Raw genomic sequence first — 20,912 nt, 5'->3', positions numbered from 1 at the left:
CGTAACCAGGCCGGTTTCTCGCCCGGCATGGTCGCGGCAGTTGCGTGGAGTTGCGTGATGAGTAGGGTCGTATCGGGCGCGCTGGCGCTGATCGCTGCGGGCTGGACCATGTCGGCTCAGGCAGCAGACCTCTACGGATCGCGCGCGCCCTTGACAGTCAATCACACGCTGCTTCGTCCCGATAGTTGGGCCGGTCCGTATCTCGGCGGCAATCTCGGCTACGCCTGGGGATCGGTCGCACACAATCCGACCAAGCCGTCCGGTTTCGTCGGCGGTGTTCAGGCCGGCTACAATTGGCGGAACGGACCGTGGGTGTTCGGTCTCGAAGGCGACATCCAGGCGACCGGTGCCGAAGAAACCTTCGCCCCATGGAAATTTTCCAATCCCTGGTTTGGCACGGTTCGCGGCCGCGCCGGCTACGCGTTCAACAACATCTTGTTCTTCGGCACCGGCGGTCTCGCCTTCGGCGAGCTGCGCGCCACCACCTTTGGCCTGACGGAATCCCATACCAATGCGGGCTGGACGCTAGGCGCCGGCGCCGAGGTAGGCCTTGCCCCGAACTGGAGCGCCAAGATCGAATATCTCTATGTCGATCTGGCCAACAGCAACTTCGTTATTACGGGCGCCTCGAACGGTTACCGGTTCGGTCTGATACGGGCCGGCGTGAACTGGCACTTCTAAGAAAAAAGAAACTGGCAGCTACCATCTCCCGGCGGCAGTGGTCGCCGGGATTTTTTTCTTCAGGCCACGGGCATTGCAAATCTCAACGCTGTGGACGGCGACGCCATGCCCAGCGCAATCTTCGCAGCAAGAATTCAGTCCGCGTTCAACGCGAGCGTCAGCTCACGATGAAATCACCAGGTTGACCGCCTTGGGGCCTTTGCCCTTCTTGTCCGGTTCGACCTCGAACGTAATGCGCTGCCCTTCAGTCAAATCCTTCAATCCGGCCCGCTCGACAGCGGTGATGTGCACGAACACATCGCGCCCGCCGTCGTCGGGCTTGATGAAGCCGTAGCCGCGTTCTCCATTGAAGAACTTGACTGTTCCAGTCATGGCCATCGGGAAACTCCTCCCCCGTATTGCTCCGCCGCCACGCATACGTCGCGAAACGGCTGACCGGACATTCGCTGCCGGAAGCTTGGCCACCTGAGCCGATCGCATTCACGTCGCCGACCGACCCGGATTTTATTCGGCCTTGATCACTCCGCCGCAACCATTCGCGGTAGCGGAACGTAAAGCCAGTCCCAATGGCCTGAGCATAATACGGTTTCGCGTATATTGACTACGGGATTCGCACGCTTCACCGGCTCGCGCCGAGCCTCACGGCTTGGGCGTCTCCAGTTTGAACCGGCCAGCGCCGCCCTGGCCGAGCGGCTTCTCGAGTTCGGGTAGAATTGTCTTCAACTCACCCGCCAGCGTCCACGGCGGATTGACAATGAGGAGGCCGGTCGAGGCGAGGGGACCGCCCGGCGCCTGCGGCGCAACGCTGAATTCGAGCCTTAGACATTTCCCGGCTGGCTTACTGGCCGCGGCGGCGCCAGCGACGTGCCGTGCCAGCGTGTCGGCGGCGCGCCGGCTCTTCACCGGATACCAGATCAGATAGCTCCCGGTCGGCCATTTGGCGTACGCCTCGGCAAATCCGCCAGCCAGCCTCTCGAATTCGTCCTTTTGCTCGAACGCGGGATCGATCAGCACCAGGCCGCGCCGCTCGTTGGGCGGCACGAAGGCCGGCAACGCCGTCCAGCCGTCGAGATCGACCACCCGCGCCTGGCTGTCGCGGCGCAGCGCATCGATCAGTTGCCTGCGGGCATTGGGCTCGATTTCACAGGCCGTGAGGCGGTCCTGCGGCCGCAGCAGCGCGCGGGCGATCAGGGGCGATCCGGGATAGGCCTCGAGCCGGCCCGGGGCGTTGAATGCCCTGACGATATCGAGGTAGGGGGTCACCAGCGGCAGCGCGCTTTCCGAGAACCGCGCCTGCATAACCCGCGCAATGCCGGTCAGCCATTCGCCGCCGCGGCGCGCTTCCTCAGCCGTGAGGTCATAGCGCCCGGCGCCGGCATGGGTGTCGATGACGCGAAACGGGGCCTGCTTTTCCTGCAGATAGGTCAGCATGCGTACCAACACGATGTGCTTGATGACATCGGCAAAGCCGCCGGCGTGAAAGGCGTGTCGGTAGTTCATGGCAATCGGCCGACCAATTGGAGAAGACGAAAGTGTCTTCTACGCGTCAGGGCCGGGCTTGTCCTCCTTCGCGAAACGCTTCGGAGGACCAGGGCTGAAAACCCGGCGAAGCCTTGGCGAAGACGGGTCCTGCTCGCAAACGCCTCAGCATCGCGGCCGAAATGCCGACGACGTTTGCTACAGATAGGTCCCGGCCATCCACGTGTCTTGCAGATGACGATAAGCCGTGGATGACCGGGAACGCAGACAACTTCGAGCGGTCTGCGCATGAGGCCGCCATGCTCTGGCATGACGGTAAGCGGGTCTTCAGCCGCCCCGTACCGGCGGCATCACCACTTCGTCACGCCGGCAGGCGCGGCGGTCGATTTCGTCGCAGGCGCGGAATTGCATGTCCTTGCTCAGGCAGACCCGCACCTCGCTCAGGCGGCGGCTGGAGCAGGTCACCGAAATCGCCGAACTGCTCAAGCCCGGGTTGATCTTGATAAAGGCCTCTTCGAGATCGGCGGGGGCGATGATCTTCTGCTCCGACAATTGCAGGAGTTCCTCGGGAATCTTTACCGCCGCGCGCGCTTTCCGGGTGGTCTCGAAATAGGCTCGCGCGCTTAGGCCCGAACAGGTGCCGTGCTTGTCCCACTCGTTGAAGATCAGGCCGGGCGCCGGCATCAGGTCCAGCATCGAGGTCATGATGTTGCGATCGAGCCGCGGCGAGGGCCGCTGGCAATATTCGGGAAAGCCGCGCTCATATTGCGGCCACAGGCCGTGAACCACGAAGGAATAGGGACGGCTGCACTGGGCCTGTGAGCGCCCGCTATTGCCGCGTTCGGCCGCCGCCTCGCAGAAGGAGGGCGACCAGGAAAGAGCAAGGACGTAAAAATCGAACTCGCCCGGGGCGTTCTGCCGGCGGTCCTGTGCGGACGCCGTCCCGGCCAGGACGATAATAAGAGCCAGCGAAATCAGAAGCCGCGAAATAATGATGGACCGGTGCATCGAACGCCCCTCTACCCGACTACCGGGAGCCTAGCAGGGGGCCAGAACATTTCAAGAACAAAATTCAATAGATCCCGAAGCCAGCCGTCGGCTGGCCTGGTTCGAGCGACAGAAGCGAGGCGATCAGGGCCGCGCGGCCCTGCAGCCCGGGCTATAGGCCCAGTTGCGGTCGAGCCCGGTCACGCACCATTCGACGCCCTGGCCGAAGCCGGCAAAGCCGCCATCCTCGATGATCGAGTAGTGCACGCTGCGCATCTTGCCGTCGCTCAGCATCACATCGCCGCTGCAATAACGGCGCGGAATGTTGTCGGACTGCCAGGGCCGAAACGCGGTTTCATGGATCCGGCCAAAGCCGGTGATCGTCAGCGCCGAATTCCAGAACTTGCCCTCCTTTTCCCGGAATTGGTACGCGATGGTCGACAGCGCCCGCTCGCATTCGGCGACGCGGCCGTCATAGCGTGGGCCTGACAGCCAGAAATTCAATTCCAGGGGATTGGCGGCCTGGGCGGCATGGCCGGAGACCAGCAGGGCGAGCACCGCCGTCATCGGACCGAGTGCTCTCAAGGATTTGAACAAATTGCGCATGGGGAATCCGCCGGTAAGCCAACGCACGGGACGGTGCCGCGAAGCCCTGACGAGGTCAAGTGCAGCGCGGCAACACCTGACAGCCAAGTCCGCCTCGTGCCGCAAGCATTCTTTTCACGGCCACCGGCGCACACTATGGTGGGCTTCGAGCGAAATGGAGTCTGCGATGCGAAGAATTGTGGCCGCGAGCCTGATTGCCATGGGCGGAATGCTGGCGGCGGCGCCGGCGCCGGCGCATTGGTGGGACATCGACACGGTGCCGCCGTTCAAGGGCAACGACACCGGCGGCATCATCGCCTATCCGCTCGCGATGCAGGCCGATGCCCGTCAGCTCGCCGTGGATCACTGCGCCCGCTACGGCAAGGTGGTGAAATTCCTCGGCGTGCAGCCGAATTACGGCGGCTACGTTTCCTTTGCCTGCCGCTGGGTGCCCTATGGCGCCGCCGAGCGACCGCTACGCACGCTTTACTGAGCGCTGGCGCTCCTGTTTTCCCGCTGGACATGTTTTCGCCACGCCGAGCGTGTGTTCACTTCGCGATGACGATCTCTGGAAGAGTTCAGCGGGAGCCACGCATGAGACGACTGCTTCTTGTATCTTGTTTGGCCGTTGGTGCGCTTGCTCTGTTGTCGGCAAGCGGCGCCGTCGCCGTGGAGTTGCCAGTGCGCAAGGCCGGGCTGTGGGAGATGAAGGTGGTGAGCACAGGCTCGCCGTCATCCGAGATGACGATGCAGCAATGCACCGACGAGACCACCGACAAGGGCATGAGCACCGCAATGTCGCCGTTGGCCAAGGAGATCTGCTCCAAGCAGGATATCCAGAAGACCGCAACTGGTTATGTCACTGATTCCGTCTGCGGCGTCGCAGGGATTACGGTCAAATCCCGTGCCGAGATCACCGGCGACTTCAATTCCGCGTACACCGTGAAATCGACCTCGCAGAGTGAGGGCGGCATGGCCGGCGCCGCGCGCGACAACAGCTCGACGATCGAGGCCAAATGGCTCGGCGCCTGCAAGGCGGATCAGAAGCCTGGCGACATCATCATGCCCGGCGGCATGAAGATGAACATCAAGGACATGGAAAAGCTGAAGGCGCTGATCCCGAAGAAGTAGGGCGTAGCCCCGATTTACACCGGCACCCTTACCGCCGCCCGCAATCCGCCCATGGGGCTGTCGCCGAGCGTGATGTCGCCGCCGTGCGAGCGGGCGATGTCGCGGGCGATGGCGAGGCCGAGGCCCGTGCCGCCCTCGTCCTGGTTACGGGCATCGTCGAGCCGCAGGAACGGCTTGAACACTTCCTCGCGCATGTTGACGGGGATGCCCGGCCCGTCGTCGTCGACCGTCACCGTCAGATAGCGGTGATCGCGGTGGCCGGTGATGGCGACCGTGTTGGCGTGGCGCGCCGCATTGGAAACCAGGTTGGCGATGCAGCGCTTGAACGAGGCCGGCTTCACCGTCACCACCGGCAGCCCGTGGAACGTCACCGTTGCGGCATGGCCGTGGCGTTCGGCGTCGCTGCGCAATTCCTCCAGCGCCATCGCCATGTCGGTCGGCTGCGCGATCTCGCCGCTGTCGCCGCGCGCGAAGGCGAGATAGGCCTCCAGCATGCCTGACATTTCGTCGACATCCTTGCGCATGCCGTCGACTTCGGGACTGTCGCCGATCAGCGCCAGCTCGAGCTTGAAGCGGGTCAGGATGGTGCGCAAATCGTGGCTGACGCCGGCCAGCATCGCGGTACGCTGATCGATCGAGCGTTCGACGCGTGCCTTCATCTCCAGGAACGCCTGTGCCGCTTGCCGCACCTCACGCGCGCCGCGGGGACGGAAATGCGGCACTTCGCGGCCTTTGCCAAAACTTTCGGCGGCGTCCGCCAGCCGCAGGATCGGCCTGATCTGGTTGCGCAGGAACAGCACCGCGACGATCAGCAGGATCGAGGATGTGCCGAGCATCCAGAAGATGAAGATCTCCGAGTTGGAGGCATAGGCGGCGCTGCGCTGCGCGAACACGCGCATCACGGCATCGTCGAGCTGGATGCGGATTTCGACCAGATTGGATTTGCCGACGGTGTCGATCCAGAACGGGCGGCCGATCTGCCGACTGAGCTGTACCGACAGCGTCTGGTCGAGCAGCGAGAAGAACGGCTTTGGCCCGGGTTGCGGCATATCGCCCACGGGAAGAAAATCGACGACCAGTTGCAGCCGCTGCCCGATGCGGCGCAACTGCGTGCGGTCCTTGTCCTGCGGAAACGCCTTGTAGACGTCGATCAGGCTGGCGATGTCCTGCACGACGGCTGCCGACAGGCGCCGCGTCACCGTGTTCCAGTGCCGCTCCATGAACACGAACGCCACGACCGTCTGCAGGATCACCATCGGAACGATCATGATCAGGAGCGCGCGGGCATAGAGGCCGGTCGGCATCCAGCTCTTGAACGCGTTGCCCATCCAGCCATTGGCCCTGGAGACGCGTTGCGACGCGTTGCGGATGAACGTCAGGCCGGTGTCGAGCGTGCTCATGAGCTGGCTCAGGGCGACGCGACCAGGCGATAGCCGATGCCGCGCGCCGCCTGCAGGAACAGCGGATTGGCGGGATCGCGCTCGATCTTGCGCCGCAGGCGGTTGATCTGAACGTCGACCGCGCGCTCGTTCACCGTGCCGCCGCCGGTCAGTGCGGCGCGCGGTACCGTTTCGCCGGGACTGGCAGCCAGGATGCGCAGCATTTCGCGCTCGCGGTCGGTCAGGTGAATGATCTCCTCGCCCTGGCGCAGTTCGCCACGATCGAGATGGAAAACGTAAGGGCCGAACGCGATCTGCTCCAGCGCCTCCACCGGCGGCGGCGCAGAGCGCTTGAGGATATTGCCGATTCTCAAGATCAGCTCGCGCGGCTCGAACGGTTTCGCCACATAATCATCGGCGCCGATCTGCAGGCCCTCGATCCGCGCCTCCGCCTCGTGGCGCGCGGTCAGCATGATGATCGGCACCGAGGAGGAGGTACGAATGAACCGCGCCAGCTCGAACCCGGTTTCGCCGGGCATCATGACGTCGAGGATCAGGAGGTCGAAATGCAGGCCGAGCAGTTTTGCGCGCGCGTCGGTAGCGCTCGAGGCGGTCGTGACGCGATAACCCTCGCCGGTCAGAAACCGCGACAGCAGATCGCGGATACGGCGGTCGTCGTCGACCAGGAGCAGATGCGGGGCGTCATCGGCCAGTTGCCGCGGCGCGCGCGTGGTGGCTGCAGCGATGGTTGCTCCTTGCGGCACGATCACTCCCTTGGCTTCTTGCTGCCGATCCCGAAGATCGCCTCTAACACCTTGTCGGGGTCGTCACGATCGATCATTGCGCGCAGGAACTGGCTGATCGCCGCGGCGCCTTCGGGATTGATGTCCCGGAGCGCGCGGGTGATGCGATCGGTCTGCAGCCCTGCGAGCTTTGCCACCAACGCTTCGCCCTTCGGGGTGGCGTAAAGAAGGCGCTGCCGGCGGTCGTTATTGCCGGTCTTCTGGATGATGTAGCCCTCGTCGAGCAACTGCTTGAGCACCCGGCCAAGCGACTGCTTGGTGATCCGCAACACGTCCAGGAGGTCGGCGACCTTGAGGCCGGGGTAGCGGTAGACGAAATGCATCACGCGGTGATGGGCGCGGCCGAACCCGAAAGCCTCGAGTTCATGATCGGCATCGCCGACGAAGTCGCGATAGGCGAAGAACAGCAGTTCGATAATGTCCCAGCGAAATTCGCCGGCCCGCGGGGCAGGACCGGCGGTCCCCTGCGAATCGGAGGTTGCGGGGCCCTTTGAGAAATTTATGTCAGCCATGTTGACATATCTTGGGTTCAATGTTACAAAACTGCCAGCCACGACGAAACTTTAGGTCGTTTCGAACCTGGTGACGTGTCAGGCAGCCGGAAAAAGCCAGCGATGGCGGCAACGGCCGCAAATGGACTACCGTGCGATTGTCGAGCGGCATTTCGGCAAACATACTGGAGTTCGGCATCCCGCAAAAGCATGTCCTCCACCGACATGACGGCGACGGAAGCCGGCCGCAAGGCCGGTGATGGTGAAGTCCAGACCTGTGAAGTCCAGACTGTTGAGCCGGCAGGCCCGGAAAGAAGCGTGCCATCGCCGATTTGGCGTCGATTCCGATAGCGGGAAGCAAGGGCGGGAAACAAGGGAATGAGTTTGAAATTCGAAATCCGGCCTACGGCAAATCCAACTGCCGAAAAGGAGCGCGCGGCCAAGCTCGTGGACCCGGGCTTCGGCCGGATCTTTACCGATCACATGGCCATCGTCCGCTACAACCAGGCGAACGGCTGGCATGACGCGCGGGTCGAATCGCGCGCGAATTTTCCGCTCGATCCGGCCACAGCCGTCCTGCACTACGCCCAGGAGATTTTCGAAGGTCTCAAGGCCTACAAGCGCGACAACGGCGTCAACCTGTTCCGCCCCGACGCCAACGCGAGGCGCTTTAACAGTTCGGCCGAGCGCATGGCCATGGCGCCGCTGCCCGAGGCTATCTTCCTCGAAGCGGTCGAACAGCTCGTGCGCATCGACAGCGCCTGGATCCCGGGCGGCGAGGGCAGTCTCTATTTGCGGCCCTTCATGATCGCGAGCGAGATCTTCCTCGGCGTGAAGCCATCAGCGGAATACATCTTCGCCGTCATCGCCTCGCCGGTCGGCTCCTATTTCAAGGGCGGACCTGCGCCGGTGTCGATCTGGGTGTCGGAGAATTACACGCGCGCCGCGGTCGGCGGCACCGGCGCCGTCAAGTGCGGCGGTAACTACGCCGCGAGCCTGCGCGCGCAGGCCGAGGCCATCGAGCACGGCTGCGACCAGGTCGTTTTCCTCGACGCGATCGAACGCCGCTACATCGAGGAGCTCGGCGGCATGAACGTCTTCTTCGTGTTCGACGACGGCTCGCTCTCAACGCCGCCGCTCGGCACCATCCTGCCGGGCATCACCCGCGATTCGATCATTGCGCTCGCCAAGGATTCCGGCACGCGCGTGCGCGAGGAGACCTACACGATCGAGCAGTGGCGCGCCGATGCCGCCAGCGGCAAGCTGAAAGAGGCGTTCGCCTGCGGCACGGCGGCCGTCATCTCGCCGATCGGCAAGGTGTGTTCGGCGAGCGGCGATTTTCAGATCAGCGGCGGCGTGGCCGGGCCTGTCGCCATGGGCCTGCGCAAGAAGCTCGTGGATATTCAGTACGGTCGCGCGGCGGATCCGCACGACTGGATCAGAAAGGTCCTGTGACCGGCGGCGGAATTATTCCGCCGCTTAAGCCGATAGATCACTTCAAGCGCCCGGTAGCGCGCGTCTCGTCGAGTCGCGCGAGGCTGACGCTTGGCTCATTGAAACAGCGCCAAACCGGGAGGGAGCCAATGGGAGTTTCGTTCGACAAGATCGATGGTGTCATCTGGTACGATGGCAGGCTGGTGCCGTGGGCTGATGCGAATGTTCACATCCTGACCCATGGCCTCCACTATGCGAGCTGCGTGTTCGAGGGCGAGCGCGCCTATGGCGGCAAGGTCTTCAAGAGCACCGAGCATTCCGAGCGGCTGAAGAATTCGGCCAACATTCTCGATTTCGAGATTCCCTATTCGGTCACCGAAATCGACGCCGCCAAGCAGCTCGTGATCGACAACAACAATCTGCCCGACGCCTATCTGCGCCCGATCGCCTGGCGCGGTTCGGAGATGATGGGCGTCTCGGCGCCGGCCAACACCATCCATCTCGCCATCGCCGCCTGGGACTGGCCGAGCTATTTCGATCCGGCGGAGAAGCTGAAGGGCATTCGTATGTGCATGGCCGAATACCGGCGGCCCGATCCGGCGACCATCCCGGCGATGGCGAAGGCCTCGGGCCTCTACATGATCTGCACCATCAGCAAGCACAAGGCGGAACGCCAAGGCTATGCCGATGCCATCATGCTGGACTGGCAGGGCCGGGTGGCCGAATGCACCGGCGCCAACATCTTCTTCATCAAGGACGGCAAGATCCACACGCCGATCGCCGACTGCTTCCTCGCCGGCATCACCCGCGCCACCGCGATCGACCTCGCCAGACGCCGCGGCATCGAGGTGATCGAGCGCCGTATCATGCCGGAAGAACTCGATGGCTTCACCGAGTGCTTCATCACCGGCACCGCCGCCGAAGTGACGCCAGTGTCCGAGATCGCGAACTGGACGTTCACGCCGGGAAAGATCTCCGAGCAATTGATGGCAGACTACAGCGTCGAGGTGCAGCCGAAGGGCAAGGCCGTGGCCGCATGATTCTTCCCTCTCCCCTTGTGGGGCCCATAAGGGGAGAGGGTACATTGGCCCGGGTTGCCCTGCCGCGCCTCGGCTGATACCTACCCGCCATGGCTGAAAAACCCAAAAAACCCCAGAAACTGAAGGCGCGGCTGCCGCGCGGGCTGGAAGATCGTGGCCCGGCCGCGATTGCGGCTACGCGCCAGATGGTCGAGAAAATCCGCGAGGTCTACGAGCGTTACGGTTTTGAACCGGTGGAAACTCCGGCGATGGAGTACACCGACGCGCTGGGCAAATTCCTGCCTGACCAGGACCGGCCGAACGAGGGCGTGTTCTCGTTCCAGGACGACGACGAGCAGTGGATATCGCTGCGTTACGACCTGACCGCACCGCTGGCACGCTATGTCGCGGAAAATTTCGACGCGCTGCCGAAGCCGTATCGCAGCTACCGCGCCGGCTACGTCTATCGTAACGAGAAGCCGGGCCCAGGCCGCTTCCGCCAGTTCATGCAGTTCGACGCCGACACGGTGGGCTCGGCTTCGCCTGCGGCGGACGCCGAGATGTGCATGATGGCGGCGGACACGATGGAAGCGCTCGGTATTCCGCGCGGCAGCTATGTGGTGAAGGTGAATAACCGCAAGGTGCTTGATGGGGTGAGAGACGCGCTTGGCATTGCCGATGACGGGCAATGGCTGACGGTAATGCGTGCGATCGACAAGCTCGATCGGCTCGGCATTTCCGGCGTGCAGCAATTGTTGGGCGAGGGCCGCAAGGATGAGTCAGGTGACTTCACCAAAGGCGCCGGCCTGAAGCCTGATGACATTGCCTTGGTCGTCGGTGCGATCGAGCAGGGCGGGCAGATCGATGCGCGGCTGCGCGACAGCAAGGTCGGACAGGAAGGTCGCGACGAACTCGATGCGATCAGCAAGCTGGTGACGGCGTCGGGCTATGGAGCGGATCGTATCGTGATCGATCCTTCTGTTGTGCGCGGTCTCGAATATTACACCGGTCCGGTCTACGAGGTCGAACTCACGCTCGAAACCAAAGACGAAAAAGGCCGTCCCGTGCGCTTCGGCTCCGTCGGTGGCGGTGGCCGCTACGACGGCCTCGTCTCGCGCTTCCGCGGCGAGCCGGTGCCGGCGACGGGATTTTCCATCGGCGTGTCGCGCCTGCAGGCTGCGCTGACGATGCTCGGCAAGCTCGACACGCGGCCGGACTTCGGCCCCGTCGTGGTCACCGTGTTCGACCGCGATCGTGTCGCCGACTACCAGAAAATGGTCGCCGAGCTTCGCAACGCGAACATCCGCGCCGAGCTCTATCTCGGCAACCCGAAGAACATGGGCAACCAGCTCAAATATGCCGACCGTCGCAACTCGCCTTGCGTGATCATCCAGGGCTCGGACGAAAAGGCGCGCGGCGAAATCCAGATCAAGGACCTGATCGAGGGCGCGAAGGCGGCTGCCGCCATCGCCTCCAACCAGGAATGGCGCGAGACCCGCCCGGCGCAGTTTTCCTGCGCTGAGGGCGAGATCGTCGCAAAAGTGCGCGAGGTGCTCGCGCGCCATGACGTGAACTGGGGATAGCCATTCATTCCTGGCGTCATGCCCGGGCTTGTCCCGGGCATCCACGTCTTGTTTGATGGAAAGGTCGTGGATGGCCGGAACGAGTCCGGCCGCGACAAAAACAACGAGGGAGCACCAAGATGCCTGAGATTACCATCAGCATGGCCGCCGGCCGTACCGAGGAACAGAAAGTCGGCATGATGCGCGACATCACCCAGGCGCTGGTGAAGAATCTCGGCGTCGACGCGGAAGCCGTCGTGATCCAGATCAACGAGGCGCCGCTTACCCACAAGATGAAGGGCGGCAAGACCTTCGTCGAGCGCAAGGCGATGCAGAAGTAGCTTTCCCGTCGTCTCTGCGAACGCAGGGACCCATAACCAGCAATATTAGTTGTTGGGCGAAGCTGGAGCTCCAGCCTGCTGCAACAATGGCTGTTTGTGGTTATGGGGCCCGGCTCCTGATGCGCAATTGCGCATAAGGGCCGCGACGACGCCGGTTTTGCGGAAACAATCCATGGACGCACGCGACTTCATCAAGATCGGCATGAGCGCCGAGCGGACGCTGGTCGTGCCGCCCGAGCGCACGGTCGGGCATTTCGTGCCTAACATGCCGATGGTCTATGCGACGCCGATGATGATCCTGGAAATGGAGATGGTCTCGAGCGATGCCATCCGCAGTCATCTTCAGCCGGGCTGGATCACGGTTGGCACCGAGGTCGATATCCGCCATCTCGGCGCCTCGTTGGTCGGCGCGACGGTGCGCGTCACGGGAAAGGTCGTAGCCGTCGAGCGCCGCGTGATCCGCTTCGAAGTCGAAGCCTTCGAGGGCGAGCGGAAGATAGGCGACGGCCGCCACGCGCGCGGTCTCGTCAATGTCGAGACGTTCACGAAGAGGCTTGCAGGGAAGTAGCGGCGACTACGAACTACTTCGCCAATTCCTTCGAGCGCTTCGTTGCCGCGGCGATCGCGCGGATCATCAGCGGCTGCAGGCCATCCTTGGCCATCAGCACTTCCAGTGCGGCCGCGGTGGTGCCGCCGGGCGAGGTGACGTTCTGGCGCAGCGTGGCCGAGGCAAGTTCCGAGCGATGCAGCAATTCGCCGGAGCCGGCGACGGTTTGGCGCGCGAGCTTTGTCGCAAGCTCTGCCGGCAGGCCGGCCTCGACGCCGGCGCGCGCGAGTTCTTCGGCGAGCAGGAACACATAGGCCGGGCCGGAGCCGGATACGGCGGTCACCGCATCCATCAGGCTTTCGTCCTCGACCCATTCGACCGAGCCGGTGGCGCGCAGCAGCGCATCGGCCGTGGCGCGTTGCGCGGCGCTGACTTTTTTCGCCGCGACCGCAACCGTGATGCCGCGGCCGATCGCGGCCGGCGTGTTCGGCATCGCGCGAACCGCCGCGCCGCCGCAGACTTTTTCAAGTGCCGCAATCGTCGTGCCCGCCATGATCGAGACGACGAGCGTGCTTGCTCCGACGAAAGACTTCAGCGCCGGCCCCGCTTCGGGGAACGTCTGCGGCTTTACCGCGATCACCAGCGTATCGACCGTGCCGGCGTCTTTCGGATTGAGGCGGATGCCTTGCGCCGCCAGCGCGCCGATCTCGGCGGATGGCTGCGGTTCGATCACCACAACACGCTTGGCATCGAGGCCGCCCGCCAGCCATCCAGTCAGCATCGCGCCGCCCATCTTGCCGGCGCCGGCCAGCGCAATGGTGCCGTGTAGGTTTTGGAGTGTGTTGGTGTTCACGGTGTCACCATGGATTGTGCCGTCGTCCCTGCGAACGCAGGGACCCATAGCCACCGGCGGTTTTAGTAGAGCTCGGCAGGAGCCACAAGCAGTTTGCTCGAGCCGAGAAGTGACGGAGTATGGGTCCCGCGTTCGCAGGGACGACCTGAGTGTTTGGAAGCAACGGGGGGCCTACGCCTCGCCCTCGGTGTCGAACATCGCCGCGCTCATGGCTTCCGCGGCGCTCTTTCCTGCCCAGACCACGAACTGGAACGCAGGGTAATAGCGCTCGCAGGCGTGGATGGCGCCGGCCAGCATGACCTCGCATTGCGCGGTCGAGGCGGTCAGCCCGCCCGGCAGCACCAGCGCCTGCCGGTACATGATCATGCCGGTGTGGGTCCAGATGTCGAAGTGGCCGACCCATAATTGTTCGTTGATCGCCGCGATCAGCCGCTGCACTTCGGCGCGACGTGTGGGGGGAATCTTCATGTCGAAGGCGGAGGCCAGGTGCAGCGCCTCGATCTCTGCCATCCAGGTGAAGGAAAGCTGGTAGTCGGTCCAGTTCCCCTTGGAGACGATCGTGACTTCGTCTTCGCCGGAGCGCTCGAACGCCCAATTGTTTTCGGCGGCGATGTCCTCGACGGCCGCGAGCGGGTTGTTCCGGGAATCAATAATGCTTTCGAGGAGGGACATGCCGTCTCGACCCTGTTTCTTGAATTCTTCTGATACGCACGCGGAGCACGGCGCGCGCTGAACCGATGCGGCGGCGCCGACTGCAATCCCCCGTTCGCGGATCATCCCGGGGCCTGCCGAGCTCAAGTGATGTGATTTGCGGAATCCGCGCAACTCACCCCTGAGTCCGTCCACAGGCCAAAGCGACGTCGTCCACAGGTGTTCGGGGCTACGAATGCAAATTTGAGAACAAACCGGAATCGGATTCCGGAACTAAGGAGTCTTGCCGCCACAATGGTTAACGGACGGTTAAGAAGGCCTCTTCGCGTTCGCCGGTGCTCCAAGAAGACACGGCCTACTCGCGCGCAGCCAATGGACACGCCTCAATCGCGGTCCCGAGCTGCGCGCCCTCGATTTCGACGCAGGGCCTGGAAGGATCCACGCGCAGACCAAATCGCTCCAGCAACTGTTCGCGGATCGGTTTGCCCCGCATGTGCAATTCCCATGTGCCGCCCGGCAACGGGGATTGGAGCCCGGCACGAATGCGGCGGTCGAACCTGCCATCAGGCATGATCGGCAAGGCAATGTCGGCGATCTGATAGAACCGCGACTGCGGCGGCAGCAGCGGGGCGATATAGGCGATCGGCTTGTCGAGAACAAAATAGTCTGCAGGCTGGCGAAGCTGCTGGGGAATGGCCGGGTTGAATGGATTGGACCATGGGCGGCGGAACCAGTCTCCAGGCTGCGACCATAATGCGATCAACAGGGCTGTCGTGACGATAACCGAATTGACGCGCAGCGACGATGTGCCCTCCGTGACCGCTCCGGGCGGCCCAGCCAAAGCCCGGGAAATCATCAGGACGATCAGCGGCGCGCACAAGAGCTCCAACACGATCGCGTAGCGCTGAATCGAAAAGACCGCGAGCCATGTCGCATACGAGACAATGAAGAACAGCAGAAACTGGATATCGCGCTGCGTGAAGATCGTAACGCGGGTGGCGAGAGACCTGCAGATGCCGAATACAAGAAGCAGCATCGCGACCGCAAAGCGCGCGTCACGAAACGGATGTTCAGAGCTCCTGTTGTCGCCGACCAACCAGTAGAACGGATAAGCCAGCGCATCCAGAATGCCTCGCGGCATGAACTGCCAGTCCATGATGTTCATCGGGATCAGTTCTTTGGACTGGAACACGGCATTGAAGAGCGGGAAAATCGGATTACCCATCTCGCGCCAGAGCATCAGCCCCCACGCGCCGCCGGTCGCCAACGCGCCGATCAGTCCGCCAACTCCGAGACAGAGCGTTGCCAGCAGCGGCCGGGCCGCAACCAGCACGGCGGCAGCCGCGCCGAGCGCATAGACGACGTTGGTCAACTTCAGCCCGACGGCCGCGCCGATCAACAGCCCGGCGAGGACGTAGCGCCCGTGATGCGATCCATTGGACGACAGAATCAGGATGCAGCCTGCAACAATCGGAAGTGCGGTGAGAATGTCGGAGAAGCTCGTGCCCACTTCAGAAAGCGTCATCGGCCCGACGGCGGCAATCAGGACCGCTGCCCCGATCGCGCTTGCCGTCGCCGCTTCCCGCAGCAGGACGCGGACGAGAAAATAGATCAGCAGCAGATTGAGGCCGTGCACCGCGCCGATGATCATCAGGCCGTAGGGCAGCGGCAGCAGGTGACGCAGATAGTAGACCGGGAAATAGACGGTTGGATTGAAATAGGTCTGAAAGCCGGCGGGCAAGGCATCGATGCCGTAGCGGCCGTTGATGACGGCCCAGACGTTGTACTCGTGGTAATTCCGCCAATCCCAGTTGACGTCCTCGCCGGCAAACCAGGTGTAGATAGCGCCGGCCAGCAATGAGCCGAGCGCGATGGCCATCGGCACCAGGATGTTGGTTTGAAGGATCGGCGTTCGCCAGGCCCGGTCCGCGGGCCTTGCTGCATCCGTGCCGGTAACGTCAGCGGCGTGTGTCACGCTTGTTCCATGTGCGTTCGGCCGGGCGATCTGGAGTTGGGCACGATAGACACCTCTAGGACGCCGGCTTTAAGGATTCGTGAATGTTTCGCCCCTGCATCGCTACCTCCCAGACCGTTCGCAAATCGCGCGTTAACGCCTGTTCGCTGGCGTGCTGCACCCCTGTTTCGGCGGCATGGGGACATGCCGTTTCCCCATGCCAAAGACGCTTGCTGCCGCCCCAAAGTTGGTCATATCCTGAAGGCAGGTCGTCCATTCCGGGCGGCCGATGTTCTCAGGGCGGGGTGAAAATCCCCACCGGCGGTAAGGGTGACGTAGCCCAAGCCCGCGAGCGCCTTCTTCTCGCTTGAGCAGGAGGGTCAGCAGATTCGGTGCGATTCCGAAGCCGACGGTTACAGTCCGGATGAAAGAGAACGGTTTGCGGCGGCCTCGCACCTTTGCGCGTGGGCTGGCGTCGTTCCGTATGCCCTGATTCTGGTCCTGAAAGAGGAAAGCCATGAATCAGATGTTGCAAGAGCCTGAAGTCCAATCCCAAGCAGCCGAAGCCCATCACGTTCCTGACGTGCCCGAGCGTCCGCCGGCGCCGGTGCATCCGCGTTTCGTCAAGCCGCAGCGCATCGCCTTCGTGCAGTCGTCGTGGCACCGCGACGTGGTCGAGGAATGCCGCATTGCCTTCCTCGAAGAGATCGAGGCGCGCCATATCACGCGCGCGCAGGTCGATCTGTTCGAGGTGCCGGGCTCGTTCGAGATTCCGTTGCACGCGCAACTGCTCGCCAAGACGCGGCGCTACACCGCAATCGTGGCGGCAGGGCTCGTGGTCGACGGCGGCATCTATCGCCACGAATTCGTCGCCGACACCGTGATCAAGGCGCTGATGGACGTGCAGCTCAGGACCGAGGTGCCGGTATTCTCCGCGGTGCTGACGCCACAGCAATTCCACGACAGCGCCGTGCACCACGAATTCTTCCGCAAGCATTTTGTCATCAAGGGCATCGAGGTAGCCGAAGCCTGCGCCAACACGCTGCACAGCCTGGAGCGGCTGCGCGGCCAGGTGGCGGCGGGGATCGTGGGGTAGCAAGTCCCGTCATTGCGAGCGAAGCGAAGCAATCCATCTCGTCACGAAAAGAAGAATGGATTGCTTCGTCGCTACCTCCTCGCAATGACGAATGGATGCAGGATTGGAGTCATCGATGGTCACAGCCGAAAGAGAATCTTCCGATTGGCTCGGCCTGTCAGGCCGCGTCTGCGTGGTGACGGGCGGGGGAGGCGGAATCGGCCGCGCCGTTGCCCTCAGTTTTGCCCAGGCCGGCGCTCGCGTGGCCGCGATCGATCTCGATGAACGTGGCCTTGAGATAACGAACGCCTAGCTCGGCAAGCTCGGCGCTCAGCATGTCATCGCGCGCTGCGATACGACTGACGTCGAGAGCGTCACCGCCGCGGCCGCGAAGATCGAGAAATCGCTGGGGCAGTACGAAGTGCTGGTCAACACCGCGGCCGTGCTGCGTCCCGGGGCGCTCGACACCTTGTTGCTTGCCGAATGGAACGCCGTTTTGTCCGTCAACCTGACCGGCTACTTCCTCTGCGCGCAGGTGTTCGGCCGGCAGATGCGTTCGCTCGGCCGCGGCAGCCTGGTTCACGTCGCCTCGATCGCCGGCAGCAACGCGCAGGGGCAGAGCGGCGCCTACAGCGTCAGCAAGGCCGGCGTGATCATGCTGTCGCGGCAGCTCGCCAATGAATGGGGGCCGCACGGCATCCGCAGCAATGTCGTCAGCCCCGGCATGGTGATCACGCCGATGAGTCAGGCGTTCTACGATACGCCCGGCGTCACCGAACGCCGCGCCGCAGTCGTACCGTTGCGGCGGGTCGGCATGCCGCAGGACATGGCCGACGCGATCCTGTTTCTCGCCAGCGACCGCGCGTCCTATGTCAACGGCGAGGAGATCATGGTCGATGGCGGCTACGCCAATATGCTGATGAATCTGGTGCCGCGACCGGGATTTGAATGAGGGAGCGGTAGGGTGGGCAAAGGCGCTCTTGCGCCGTGCCCACCATCTATCCCAGCGCTATCAAATGGTGGGCATGCTGCGCTTTGCCCACCCTACAAGCTACATCTTAGTCGAACAGGCTCGACACCGATTCTTCCGAGGCGGTGCGGCTGATCGCCTCCGCGATCAGGGGCGCGATCGACAGCGTGCGGATGTTGGCGGCCTTGTTGACCGCCTCCGTCGGCAGGATCGAGTCGGTGATCACGAGCTCTTTCATTTTCGACGAGGCGATGCGCGCGGCTGCGCCGCCCGAGAGCACGCCGTGGCTGATATAGGCGTAGACTTCCTTGGCGCCGTTGGCGATCAGGGCGTCGGCCGCGTTCACCAGCGTGCCGCCGGAATCGACGATGTCGTCGATCAGGATGCAGGTGTAGCCGGCGCAGTCGCCGATCACGTTCATAACCTCGGATTCACCGGCGCGCTCGCGGCGCTTGTCGATGATGGCGAGCGGCGTGTTGATGCGCTTGGCCAATCCACGGGCTCGCACCACGCCGCCGACGTCGGGCGACACCACCATCACATTGCCGAGGTCGAAGCGCTCCTTGATGTCCCGCACCATCACCGGCGAGGCGAAGAGATTGTCGACCGGAATATCGAAGAAGCCCTGGATCTGGGCGGCGTGAAGATCGAGCGTCATGACGCGGTCGACGCCGGCGTGCGTAATCAGGTTGGCGACCAGCTTGGCGGAAATCGGTGCGCGCGAGCCGACCTTGCGGTCCTGGCGGGCGTAGCCGAAATAGGGGATGACGGCGGTGATGCGGCGCGCGGAAGCCCGGCGCAGCGCGTCGGTGATGATCAGAAGTTCCATCAGGTGGTCGTTGGCCGGAAACGACGTCGACTGGATGATGTAGACGTCCGAACCGCGGACGTTTTCCTGGATTTCGACGAAGATTTCCATGTCCGCAAAGCGCCGGACCACCGCCTTGGTCAGCGGCAGATGCAGCCAGTTCGCGATTTCCTGGGCCAGCGCGGGGTTGGAATTGCCAGCGACCAGCTTGATCGAGCCGTTCTTGGCCGCCATCAACGCTTCTCCTCGCGCCTTGCTGGATACGACGTTCAGCATATCGAGAAGTCCTCGGGAACCGGCGCGTTTTGTGAGCGAGGAGATATCAGGCGGGTGGCTCGGCTGGCAACCCGTTGATGTCGTTTTCCCGGTCAAAAATCGGCCGATACGGGACTTTAACAGGGCTGTTTATTGGGCGCTGAAACTGAGCGTCGTGACGCCGGCCGCATCCTGGGCGGGTACTGTTTCTTCCGCACTCGCGACGGCGGGACCGCGGCGCTCCGGGGCCGGCGCAGGCGCTGCATCCGGACTTCCGTTGACCATGCCGGACAGACCGCTGAGGCCGGCCTGCGCGATTTTCCGCAACACGAGGTCGTCGGCCGCCGCCCAGGCGTCGCGGCCAGCCTTGCCGGCGGGTTCTTCGCCGGAAAGCCGCAGCGCGCGCTGCTGGTTGTTGTCATAGACGTCCCAGACCCAGGCAATCACGGTCTTGCCGCGAACCACCTGCGCCGACAGATAGCTGCGTACGCGGTAGGATGCTCCGCCCTCGCGCGAGACGATCGACAGGTTTCGGAGCTTCGATTCGCTGTCGAGCACGCTGACCATCCGGTCGAACACCTGCGGCGGCGGACCGTCGATCGATTCGAACGCCACGGTGGGACCGCCGCCTGCGCTCGGTGCCATCGCATACGAGCCGCTGGCCGCGCCGCCACCGGCACAGCCACCGAGCGCGCAAGAAACGACAAGCAGCACCGCGGCGATCATGGCGCGCGGAGCTCGCAGGCACGAAGCAATCAAGGTGTTCCTCATTGCTCCCTGCGATATCGTTAAAATGTGTTAAGGTCTAGGGCAGCCGGTGGATAGGCTCGCCAAAAAGATCGCGTCCGGCTCGGCCCGTTTCTCCTTGTTGTTGCCAGAATTCTTCAACGCCACAGGACGCTCAATGCGAGCCTTTGTTCTCGACGGCTATGGCGCGACCGCCGACCATGTCCGCCTTGCCGAAATCGCCGATCCGGCCCCGGGTCTCGAGGACGTCCTGATCGAAATCCATGCCGCCAGCCTCAATCCGATCGACTTCAAGATCGTGCATGGCGACCTGAAGCGCGTCTCGAAATACCGACTCCCACGCCCGTTCGGCTTCGATGCCAGCGGTATCGTGCTGTCCACGGGTGCGCGCGCTATCAGGTTCAAACCGGGCGATGCGGTCTACGTGCGTGCCTCGCGCGAGACCATCGGCACGTTCGCCGAAAAGATCGCGCTGCCGGAGAAATTGGTGGCGCCCAAGCCGGCCGCCATCTCGTATACGGAAGCCGCGGCGCTGCCGCTGGTGGGATTAACGACCCTGCAGGGATTTGCACGCGTCAAGGCGCGCGCCGGCCAGCGCATTCTGATCCACGCCGGCGCCGGCGGGATCGGCACGTTCGCGATCCAGTATGCCAGGCATCTCGGCCTTCACGTCACCACGACCACGAGTTCGAAGAACGTCGATTTCGTCAAGTCGCTAGGCGCCGACAGGGTGATCGCCTATGACCGCGAGAACTATCTCGAAGCGGGCGGCGGTTACGACATCGTCTACGACACGCTCGGCGGTGCATTCACGGTCGATGCCTTCAAGATCGTGAAGCGGGGCGGCGCCGTGATTTCCTTGAGCGGGCCACCCGATCGCGATTTCGCCCGGCGCGAGGGCGCCGGCTGGCTGGTCCGTGCGGCGGTCTGGTTCATGAGCCGCAAGGTCTATGCCGCGAGCGCCGAGGCCGGTGCGAGTTATTGCTGGTTTTTCACCGAGCCGAGTGGCGATCAGTTGCGCGAGATCGCCGAGCTCGTCGATCGCGGCGCGATCAAGCCGGTGATCGATCGCGAATTTGCCTTCGAGCAGTTGCCGGCGGCGCTCACCTACCTGGAAGCCGGCCGGGCGCGGGGAAAGGTGGTACTGCGGGTGAAGTAGG

21 protein-coding genes, 2 pseudogenes and 1 riboswitch are annotated in these 20,912 nt (G+C 63.4%); of the genes and pseudogenes, 11 read left to right on the top strand and 12 right to left on the bottom strand.

Translation table 11 applies throughout. The annotated features are described in order from the left end of the window. Nucleotides 1-57 precede the first annotated feature (57 nt). A complete protein-coding gene (locus tag LMTR13_RS33145) occupies nucleotides 58-681 on the top strand; it encodes an outer membrane protein (protein WP_065733168.1) in 624 nt (207 codons plus the stop codon). A gap of 162 nt (nucleotides 682-843) precedes the next feature. Here LMTR13_RS33145 and LMTR13_RS33140 read toward each other — a convergent pair whose 3' ends face one another. The 4 genes from LMTR13_RS33140 to LMTR13_RS33125 all read right to left on the bottom strand — a co-directional run bounded on the left by LMTR13_RS33140 (nucleotide 844) and on the right by LMTR13_RS33125 (nucleotide 3,753). After that, entirely contained in the window at nucleotides 844-1,059 is a 216-nt protein-coding gene (locus LMTR13_RS33140) for a cold-shock protein (protein WP_028350729.1), read from the bottom strand. A 261-nt stretch (nucleotides 1,060-1,320) separates the two neighbouring features. Further along, complete coding sequence (locus LMTR13_RS33135) at nucleotides 1,321-2,181, bottom strand: 23S rRNA (adenine(2030)-N(6))-methyltransferase RlmJ (protein ID WP_065731422.1); 861 nt, start codon at nucleotides 2,179-2,181, stop codon at nucleotides 1,321-1,323. A gap of 306 nt (nucleotides 2,182-2,487) precedes the next feature. Continuing rightward, a complete protein-coding gene (locus tag LMTR13_RS33130; RefSeq protein WP_065731421.1) occupies nucleotides 2,488-3,168 on the bottom strand; it encodes a ribonuclease T2 family protein in 681 nt (226 codons plus the stop codon). Nucleotides 3,169-3,291: 123 nt separating this feature from the next. Further along, the gene (locus LMTR13_RS33125; protein WP_065731420.1) at nucleotides 3,292-3,753 is read right to left on the bottom strand and encodes a hypothetical protein; all 462 of its coding nucleotides are present in this window, start codon (nucleotides 3,751-3,753) and stop codon (nucleotides 3,292-3,294) included. 166 nt (nucleotides 3,754-3,919) lie between these two features. Between LMTR13_RS33125 and LMTR13_RS33120 the strand changes: the two genes are divergently transcribed. Next, nucleotides 3,920-4,225, top strand: coding sequence for a hypothetical protein (locus LMTR13_RS33120; RefSeq protein WP_065731419.1), 306 nt, complete (start codon nucleotides 3,920-3,922; stop codon nucleotides 4,223-4,225). Between the two features lie 101 nt (nucleotides 4,226-4,326). Further along, nucleotides 4,327-4,863, top strand: a complete 537-nt coding sequence (locus LMTR13_RS33115; RefSeq protein WP_065731418.1) for a DUF3617 domain-containing protein — start codon at nucleotides 4,327-4,329, stop codon at nucleotides 4,861-4,863. Between the two features lie 14 nt (nucleotides 4,864-4,877). On the opposite strand, the gene LMTR13_RS33110 is transcribed toward LMTR13_RS33115, so the two are convergent. The 3 genes from LMTR13_RS33110 to LMTR13_RS33100 are packed head-to-tail and all read right to left on the bottom strand — an operon-like array spanning nucleotide 4,878 to nucleotide 7,557. After that, on the bottom strand, nucleotides 4,878-6,263 hold the full coding sequence (locus tag LMTR13_RS33110; protein ID WP_065731417.1) for an ATP-binding protein: 1,386 nt from the start codon (nucleotides 6,261-6,263) through the stop codon (nucleotides 4,878-4,880). Between the two features lie 8 nt (nucleotides 6,264-6,271). Further along, on the bottom strand, nucleotides 6,272-7,012 hold the full coding sequence (locus LMTR13_RS33105; RefSeq protein WP_065731416.1) for a response regulator: 741 nt from the start codon (nucleotides 7,010-7,012) through the stop codon (nucleotides 6,272-6,274). Continuing rightward, nucleotides 7,009-7,557: a MarR family winged helix-turn-helix transcriptional regulator gene (locus LMTR13_RS33100; protein ID WP_065731415.1), complete on the bottom strand. Its 549-nt coding sequence runs from the start codon at nucleotides 7,555-7,557 to the stop codon at nucleotides 7,009-7,011. Before LMTR13_RS33100 ends, LMTR13_RS33105 begins: the two co-directional genes overlap by 4 nt. A 357-nt stretch (nucleotides 7,558-7,914) precedes the next feature. On the opposite strand from LMTR13_RS33100, the gene LMTR13_RS33095 reads away from it, so the two are divergent. From LMTR13_RS33095 to LMTR13_RS33075, 5 genes and pseudogenes are all read left to right on the top strand, one after another. Then, entirely contained in the window at nucleotides 7,915-8,991 is a 1,077-nt protein-coding gene (locus tag LMTR13_RS33095) for a branched-chain amino acid aminotransferase (RefSeq protein WP_065731414.1), read from the top strand. Nucleotides 8,992-9,119: 128 nt separating this feature from the next. Beyond that, nucleotides 9,120-10,010: a branched-chain amino acid aminotransferase gene (locus LMTR13_RS33090; RefSeq protein ID WP_065731413.1), complete on the top strand. Its 891-nt coding sequence runs from the start codon at nucleotides 9,120-9,122 to the stop codon at nucleotides 10,008-10,010. 89 nt (nucleotides 10,011-10,099) lie between these two features. Continuing rightward, nucleotides 10,100-11,441 (top strand): annotated as a pseudogene (hisS, locus tag LMTR13_RS33085) (histidine--tRNA ligase); the annotation flags it as partial. Nucleotides 11,442-11,691: 250 nt separating this feature from the next. Beyond that, nucleotides 11,692-11,892, top strand: a complete 201-nt coding sequence (locus tag LMTR13_RS33080; RefSeq protein ID WP_057842245.1) for a tautomerase family protein — start codon at nucleotides 11,692-11,694, stop codon at nucleotides 11,890-11,892. 172 nt (nucleotides 11,893-12,064) lie between these two features. After that, a complete protein-coding gene (locus LMTR13_RS33075; RefSeq protein ID WP_065731411.1) occupies nucleotides 12,065-12,460 on the top strand; it encodes a thioesterase family protein in 396 nt (131 codons plus the stop codon). 13 nt (nucleotides 12,461-12,473) lie between these two features. On the opposite strand, the gene proC is transcribed toward LMTR13_RS33075, so the two are convergent. The 3 genes from proC to LMTR13_RS33060 form a co-directional block, all read right to left on the bottom strand. Next, nucleotides 12,474-13,340 (bottom strand): pyrroline-5-carboxylate reductase, encoded by an 867-nt coding sequence (gene proC / locus LMTR13_RS33070; RefSeq protein ID WP_065731410.1) that lies wholly within the window; start codon nucleotides 13,338-13,340, stop codon nucleotides 12,474-12,476. A 123-nt stretch (nucleotides 13,341-13,463) separates the two neighbouring features. Continuing rightward, a complete protein-coding gene (locus tag LMTR13_RS33065) occupies nucleotides 13,464-13,964 on the bottom strand; it encodes a type III secretion system chaperone family protein (RefSeq protein ID WP_065733167.1) in 501 nt (166 codons plus the stop codon). Nucleotides 13,965-14,298: 334 nt separating this feature from the next. Next, nucleotides 14,299-15,918, bottom strand: a complete 1,620-nt coding sequence (locus LMTR13_RS33060) for a glycosyltransferase family 87 protein (RefSeq protein WP_236843216.1) — start codon at nucleotides 15,916-15,918, stop codon at nucleotides 14,299-14,301. 266 nt (nucleotides 15,919-16,184) lie between these two features. After that, nucleotides 16,185-16,337, top strand: a riboswitch (FMN riboswitch). 77 nt (nucleotides 16,338-16,414) lie between these two features. Between LMTR13_RS33060 and LMTR13_RS33055 the strand changes: the two genes are divergently transcribed. Together LMTR13_RS33055 and LMTR13_RS33050 are read left to right on the top strand one after the other, a co-directional pair. Beyond that, complete coding sequence (locus tag LMTR13_RS33055; RefSeq protein ID WP_065731409.1) at nucleotides 16,415-16,993, top strand: 6,7-dimethyl-8-ribityllumazine synthase; 579 nt, start codon at nucleotides 16,415-16,417, stop codon at nucleotides 16,991-16,993. 91 nt (nucleotides 16,994-17,084) lie between these two features. After that, nucleotides 17,085-17,924, top strand: a pseudogene (locus LMTR13_RS33050) (SDR family NAD(P)-dependent oxidoreductase). 106 nt (nucleotides 17,925-18,030) lie between these two features. Here LMTR13_RS33050 and LMTR13_RS33045 read toward each other — a convergent pair. Both LMTR13_RS33045 and LMTR13_RS33040 read right to left on the bottom strand, forming a co-directional pair. After that, a complete protein-coding gene (locus LMTR13_RS33045) occupies nucleotides 18,031-18,984 on the bottom strand; it encodes a ribose-phosphate pyrophosphokinase (protein WP_065733165.1) in 954 nt (317 codons plus the stop codon). A gap of 171 nt (nucleotides 18,985-19,155) precedes the next feature. Continuing rightward, nucleotides 19,156-19,776 (bottom strand): hypothetical protein, encoded by a 621-nt coding sequence (locus tag LMTR13_RS33040; RefSeq protein WP_065731408.1) that lies wholly within the window; start codon nucleotides 19,774-19,776, stop codon nucleotides 19,156-19,158. 133 nt (nucleotides 19,777-19,909) lie between these two features. On the opposite strand from LMTR13_RS33040, the gene LMTR13_RS33035 reads away from it, so the two are divergent. After that, on the top strand, nucleotides 19,910-20,911 hold the full coding sequence (locus LMTR13_RS33035) for an NADP-dependent oxidoreductase (RefSeq protein WP_065733164.1): 1,002 nt from the start codon (nucleotides 19,910-19,912) through the stop codon (nucleotides 20,909-20,911). Nucleotide 20,912 lies beyond the last annotated feature (1 nt).

The organism is Bradyrhizobium icense (genome assembly GCF_001693385.1).
GTDB lineage: Bacteria > Pseudomonadota > Alphaproteobacteria > Rhizobiales > Xanthobacteraceae > Bradyrhizobium > Bradyrhizobium icense.
Note: the sequence above shows the minus strand (reverse complement) of the source record. Positions and strands in the feature narration are given on the sequence as shown.

What these genes read in the sequence shown, in the direction of transcription:
- LMTR13_RS33145 (WP_065733168.1), top strand. Translation starts at nt 58, where the DNA reads ATGAGTAGGGTCGTATCGGGCGCGCTGGCGCTGATCGCTGCGGGCTGG.
- LMTR13_RS33140 (WP_028350729.1), bottom strand. Translation starts at nt 1,059, where the DNA reads ATGGCCATGACTGGAACAGTCAAGTTCTTCAATGGAGAACGCGGCTAC.
- LMTR13_RS33135 (WP_065731422.1), bottom strand. Translation starts at nt 2,181, where the DNA reads ATGAACTACCGACACGCCTTTCACGCCGGCGGCTTTGCCGATGTCATC.
- LMTR13_RS33130 (WP_065731421.1), bottom strand. Translation starts at nt 3,168, where the DNA reads ATGCACCGGTCCATCATTATTTCGCGGCTTCTGATTTCGCTGGCTCTT.
- LMTR13_RS33125 (WP_065731420.1), bottom strand. Translation starts at nt 3,753, where the DNA reads ATGCGCAATTTGTTCAAATCCTTGAGAGCACTCGGTCCGATGACGGCG.
- LMTR13_RS33120 (WP_065731419.1), top strand. Translation starts at nt 3,920, where the DNA reads ATGCGAAGAATTGTGGCCGCGAGCCTGATTGCCATGGGCGGAATGCTG.
- LMTR13_RS33115 (WP_065731418.1), top strand. Translation starts at nt 4,327, where the DNA reads ATGAGACGACTGCTTCTTGTATCTTGTTTGGCCGTTGGTGCGCTTGCT.
- LMTR13_RS33110 (WP_065731417.1), bottom strand. Translation starts at nt 6,263, where the DNA reads ATGAGCACGCTCGACACCGGCCTGACGTTCATCCGCAACGCGTCGCAA.
- LMTR13_RS33100 (WP_065731415.1), bottom strand. Translation starts at nt 7,557, where the DNA reads ATGGCTGACATAAATTTCTCAAAGGGCCCCGCAACCTCCGATTCGCAG.
- LMTR13_RS33095 (WP_065731414.1), top strand. Translation starts at nt 7,915, where the DNA reads ATGAGTTTGAAATTCGAAATCCGGCCTACGGCAAATCCAACTGCCGAA.
- LMTR13_RS33090 (WP_065731413.1), top strand. Translation starts at nt 9,120, where the DNA reads ATGGGAGTTTCGTTCGACAAGATCGATGGTGTCATCTGGTACGATGGC.
- LMTR13_RS33080 (WP_057842245.1), top strand. Translation starts at nt 11,692, where the DNA reads ATGCCTGAGATTACCATCAGCATGGCCGCCGGCCGTACCGAGGAACAG.
- LMTR13_RS33075 (WP_065731411.1), top strand. Translation starts at nt 12,065, where the DNA reads ATGGACGCACGCGACTTCATCAAGATCGGCATGAGCGCCGAGCGGACG.
- proC (WP_065731410.1), bottom strand. Translation starts at nt 13,340, where the DNA reads ATGGGTCCCTGCGTTCGCAGGGACGACGGCACAATCCATGGTGACACC.
- LMTR13_RS33065 (WP_065733167.1), bottom strand. Translation starts at nt 13,964, where the DNA reads ATGTCCCTCCTCGAAAGCATTATTGATTCCCGGAACAACCCGCTCGCG.
- LMTR13_RS33055 (WP_065731409.1), top strand. Translation starts at nt 16,415, where the DNA reads ATGAATCAGATGTTGCAAGAGCCTGAAGTCCAATCCCAAGCAGCCGAA.
- LMTR13_RS33045 (WP_065733165.1), bottom strand. Translation starts at nt 18,984, where the DNA reads ATGGCGGCCAAGAACGGCTCGATCAAGCTGGTCGCTGGCAATTCCAAC.
- LMTR13_RS33040 (WP_065731408.1), bottom strand. Translation starts at nt 19,776, where the DNA reads ATGAGGAACACCTTGATTGCTTCGTGCCTGCGAGCTCCGCGCGCCATG.
- LMTR13_RS33035 (WP_065733164.1), top strand. Translation starts at nt 19,910, where the DNA reads ATGCGAGCCTTTGTTCTCGACGGCTATGGCGCGACCGCCGACCATGTC.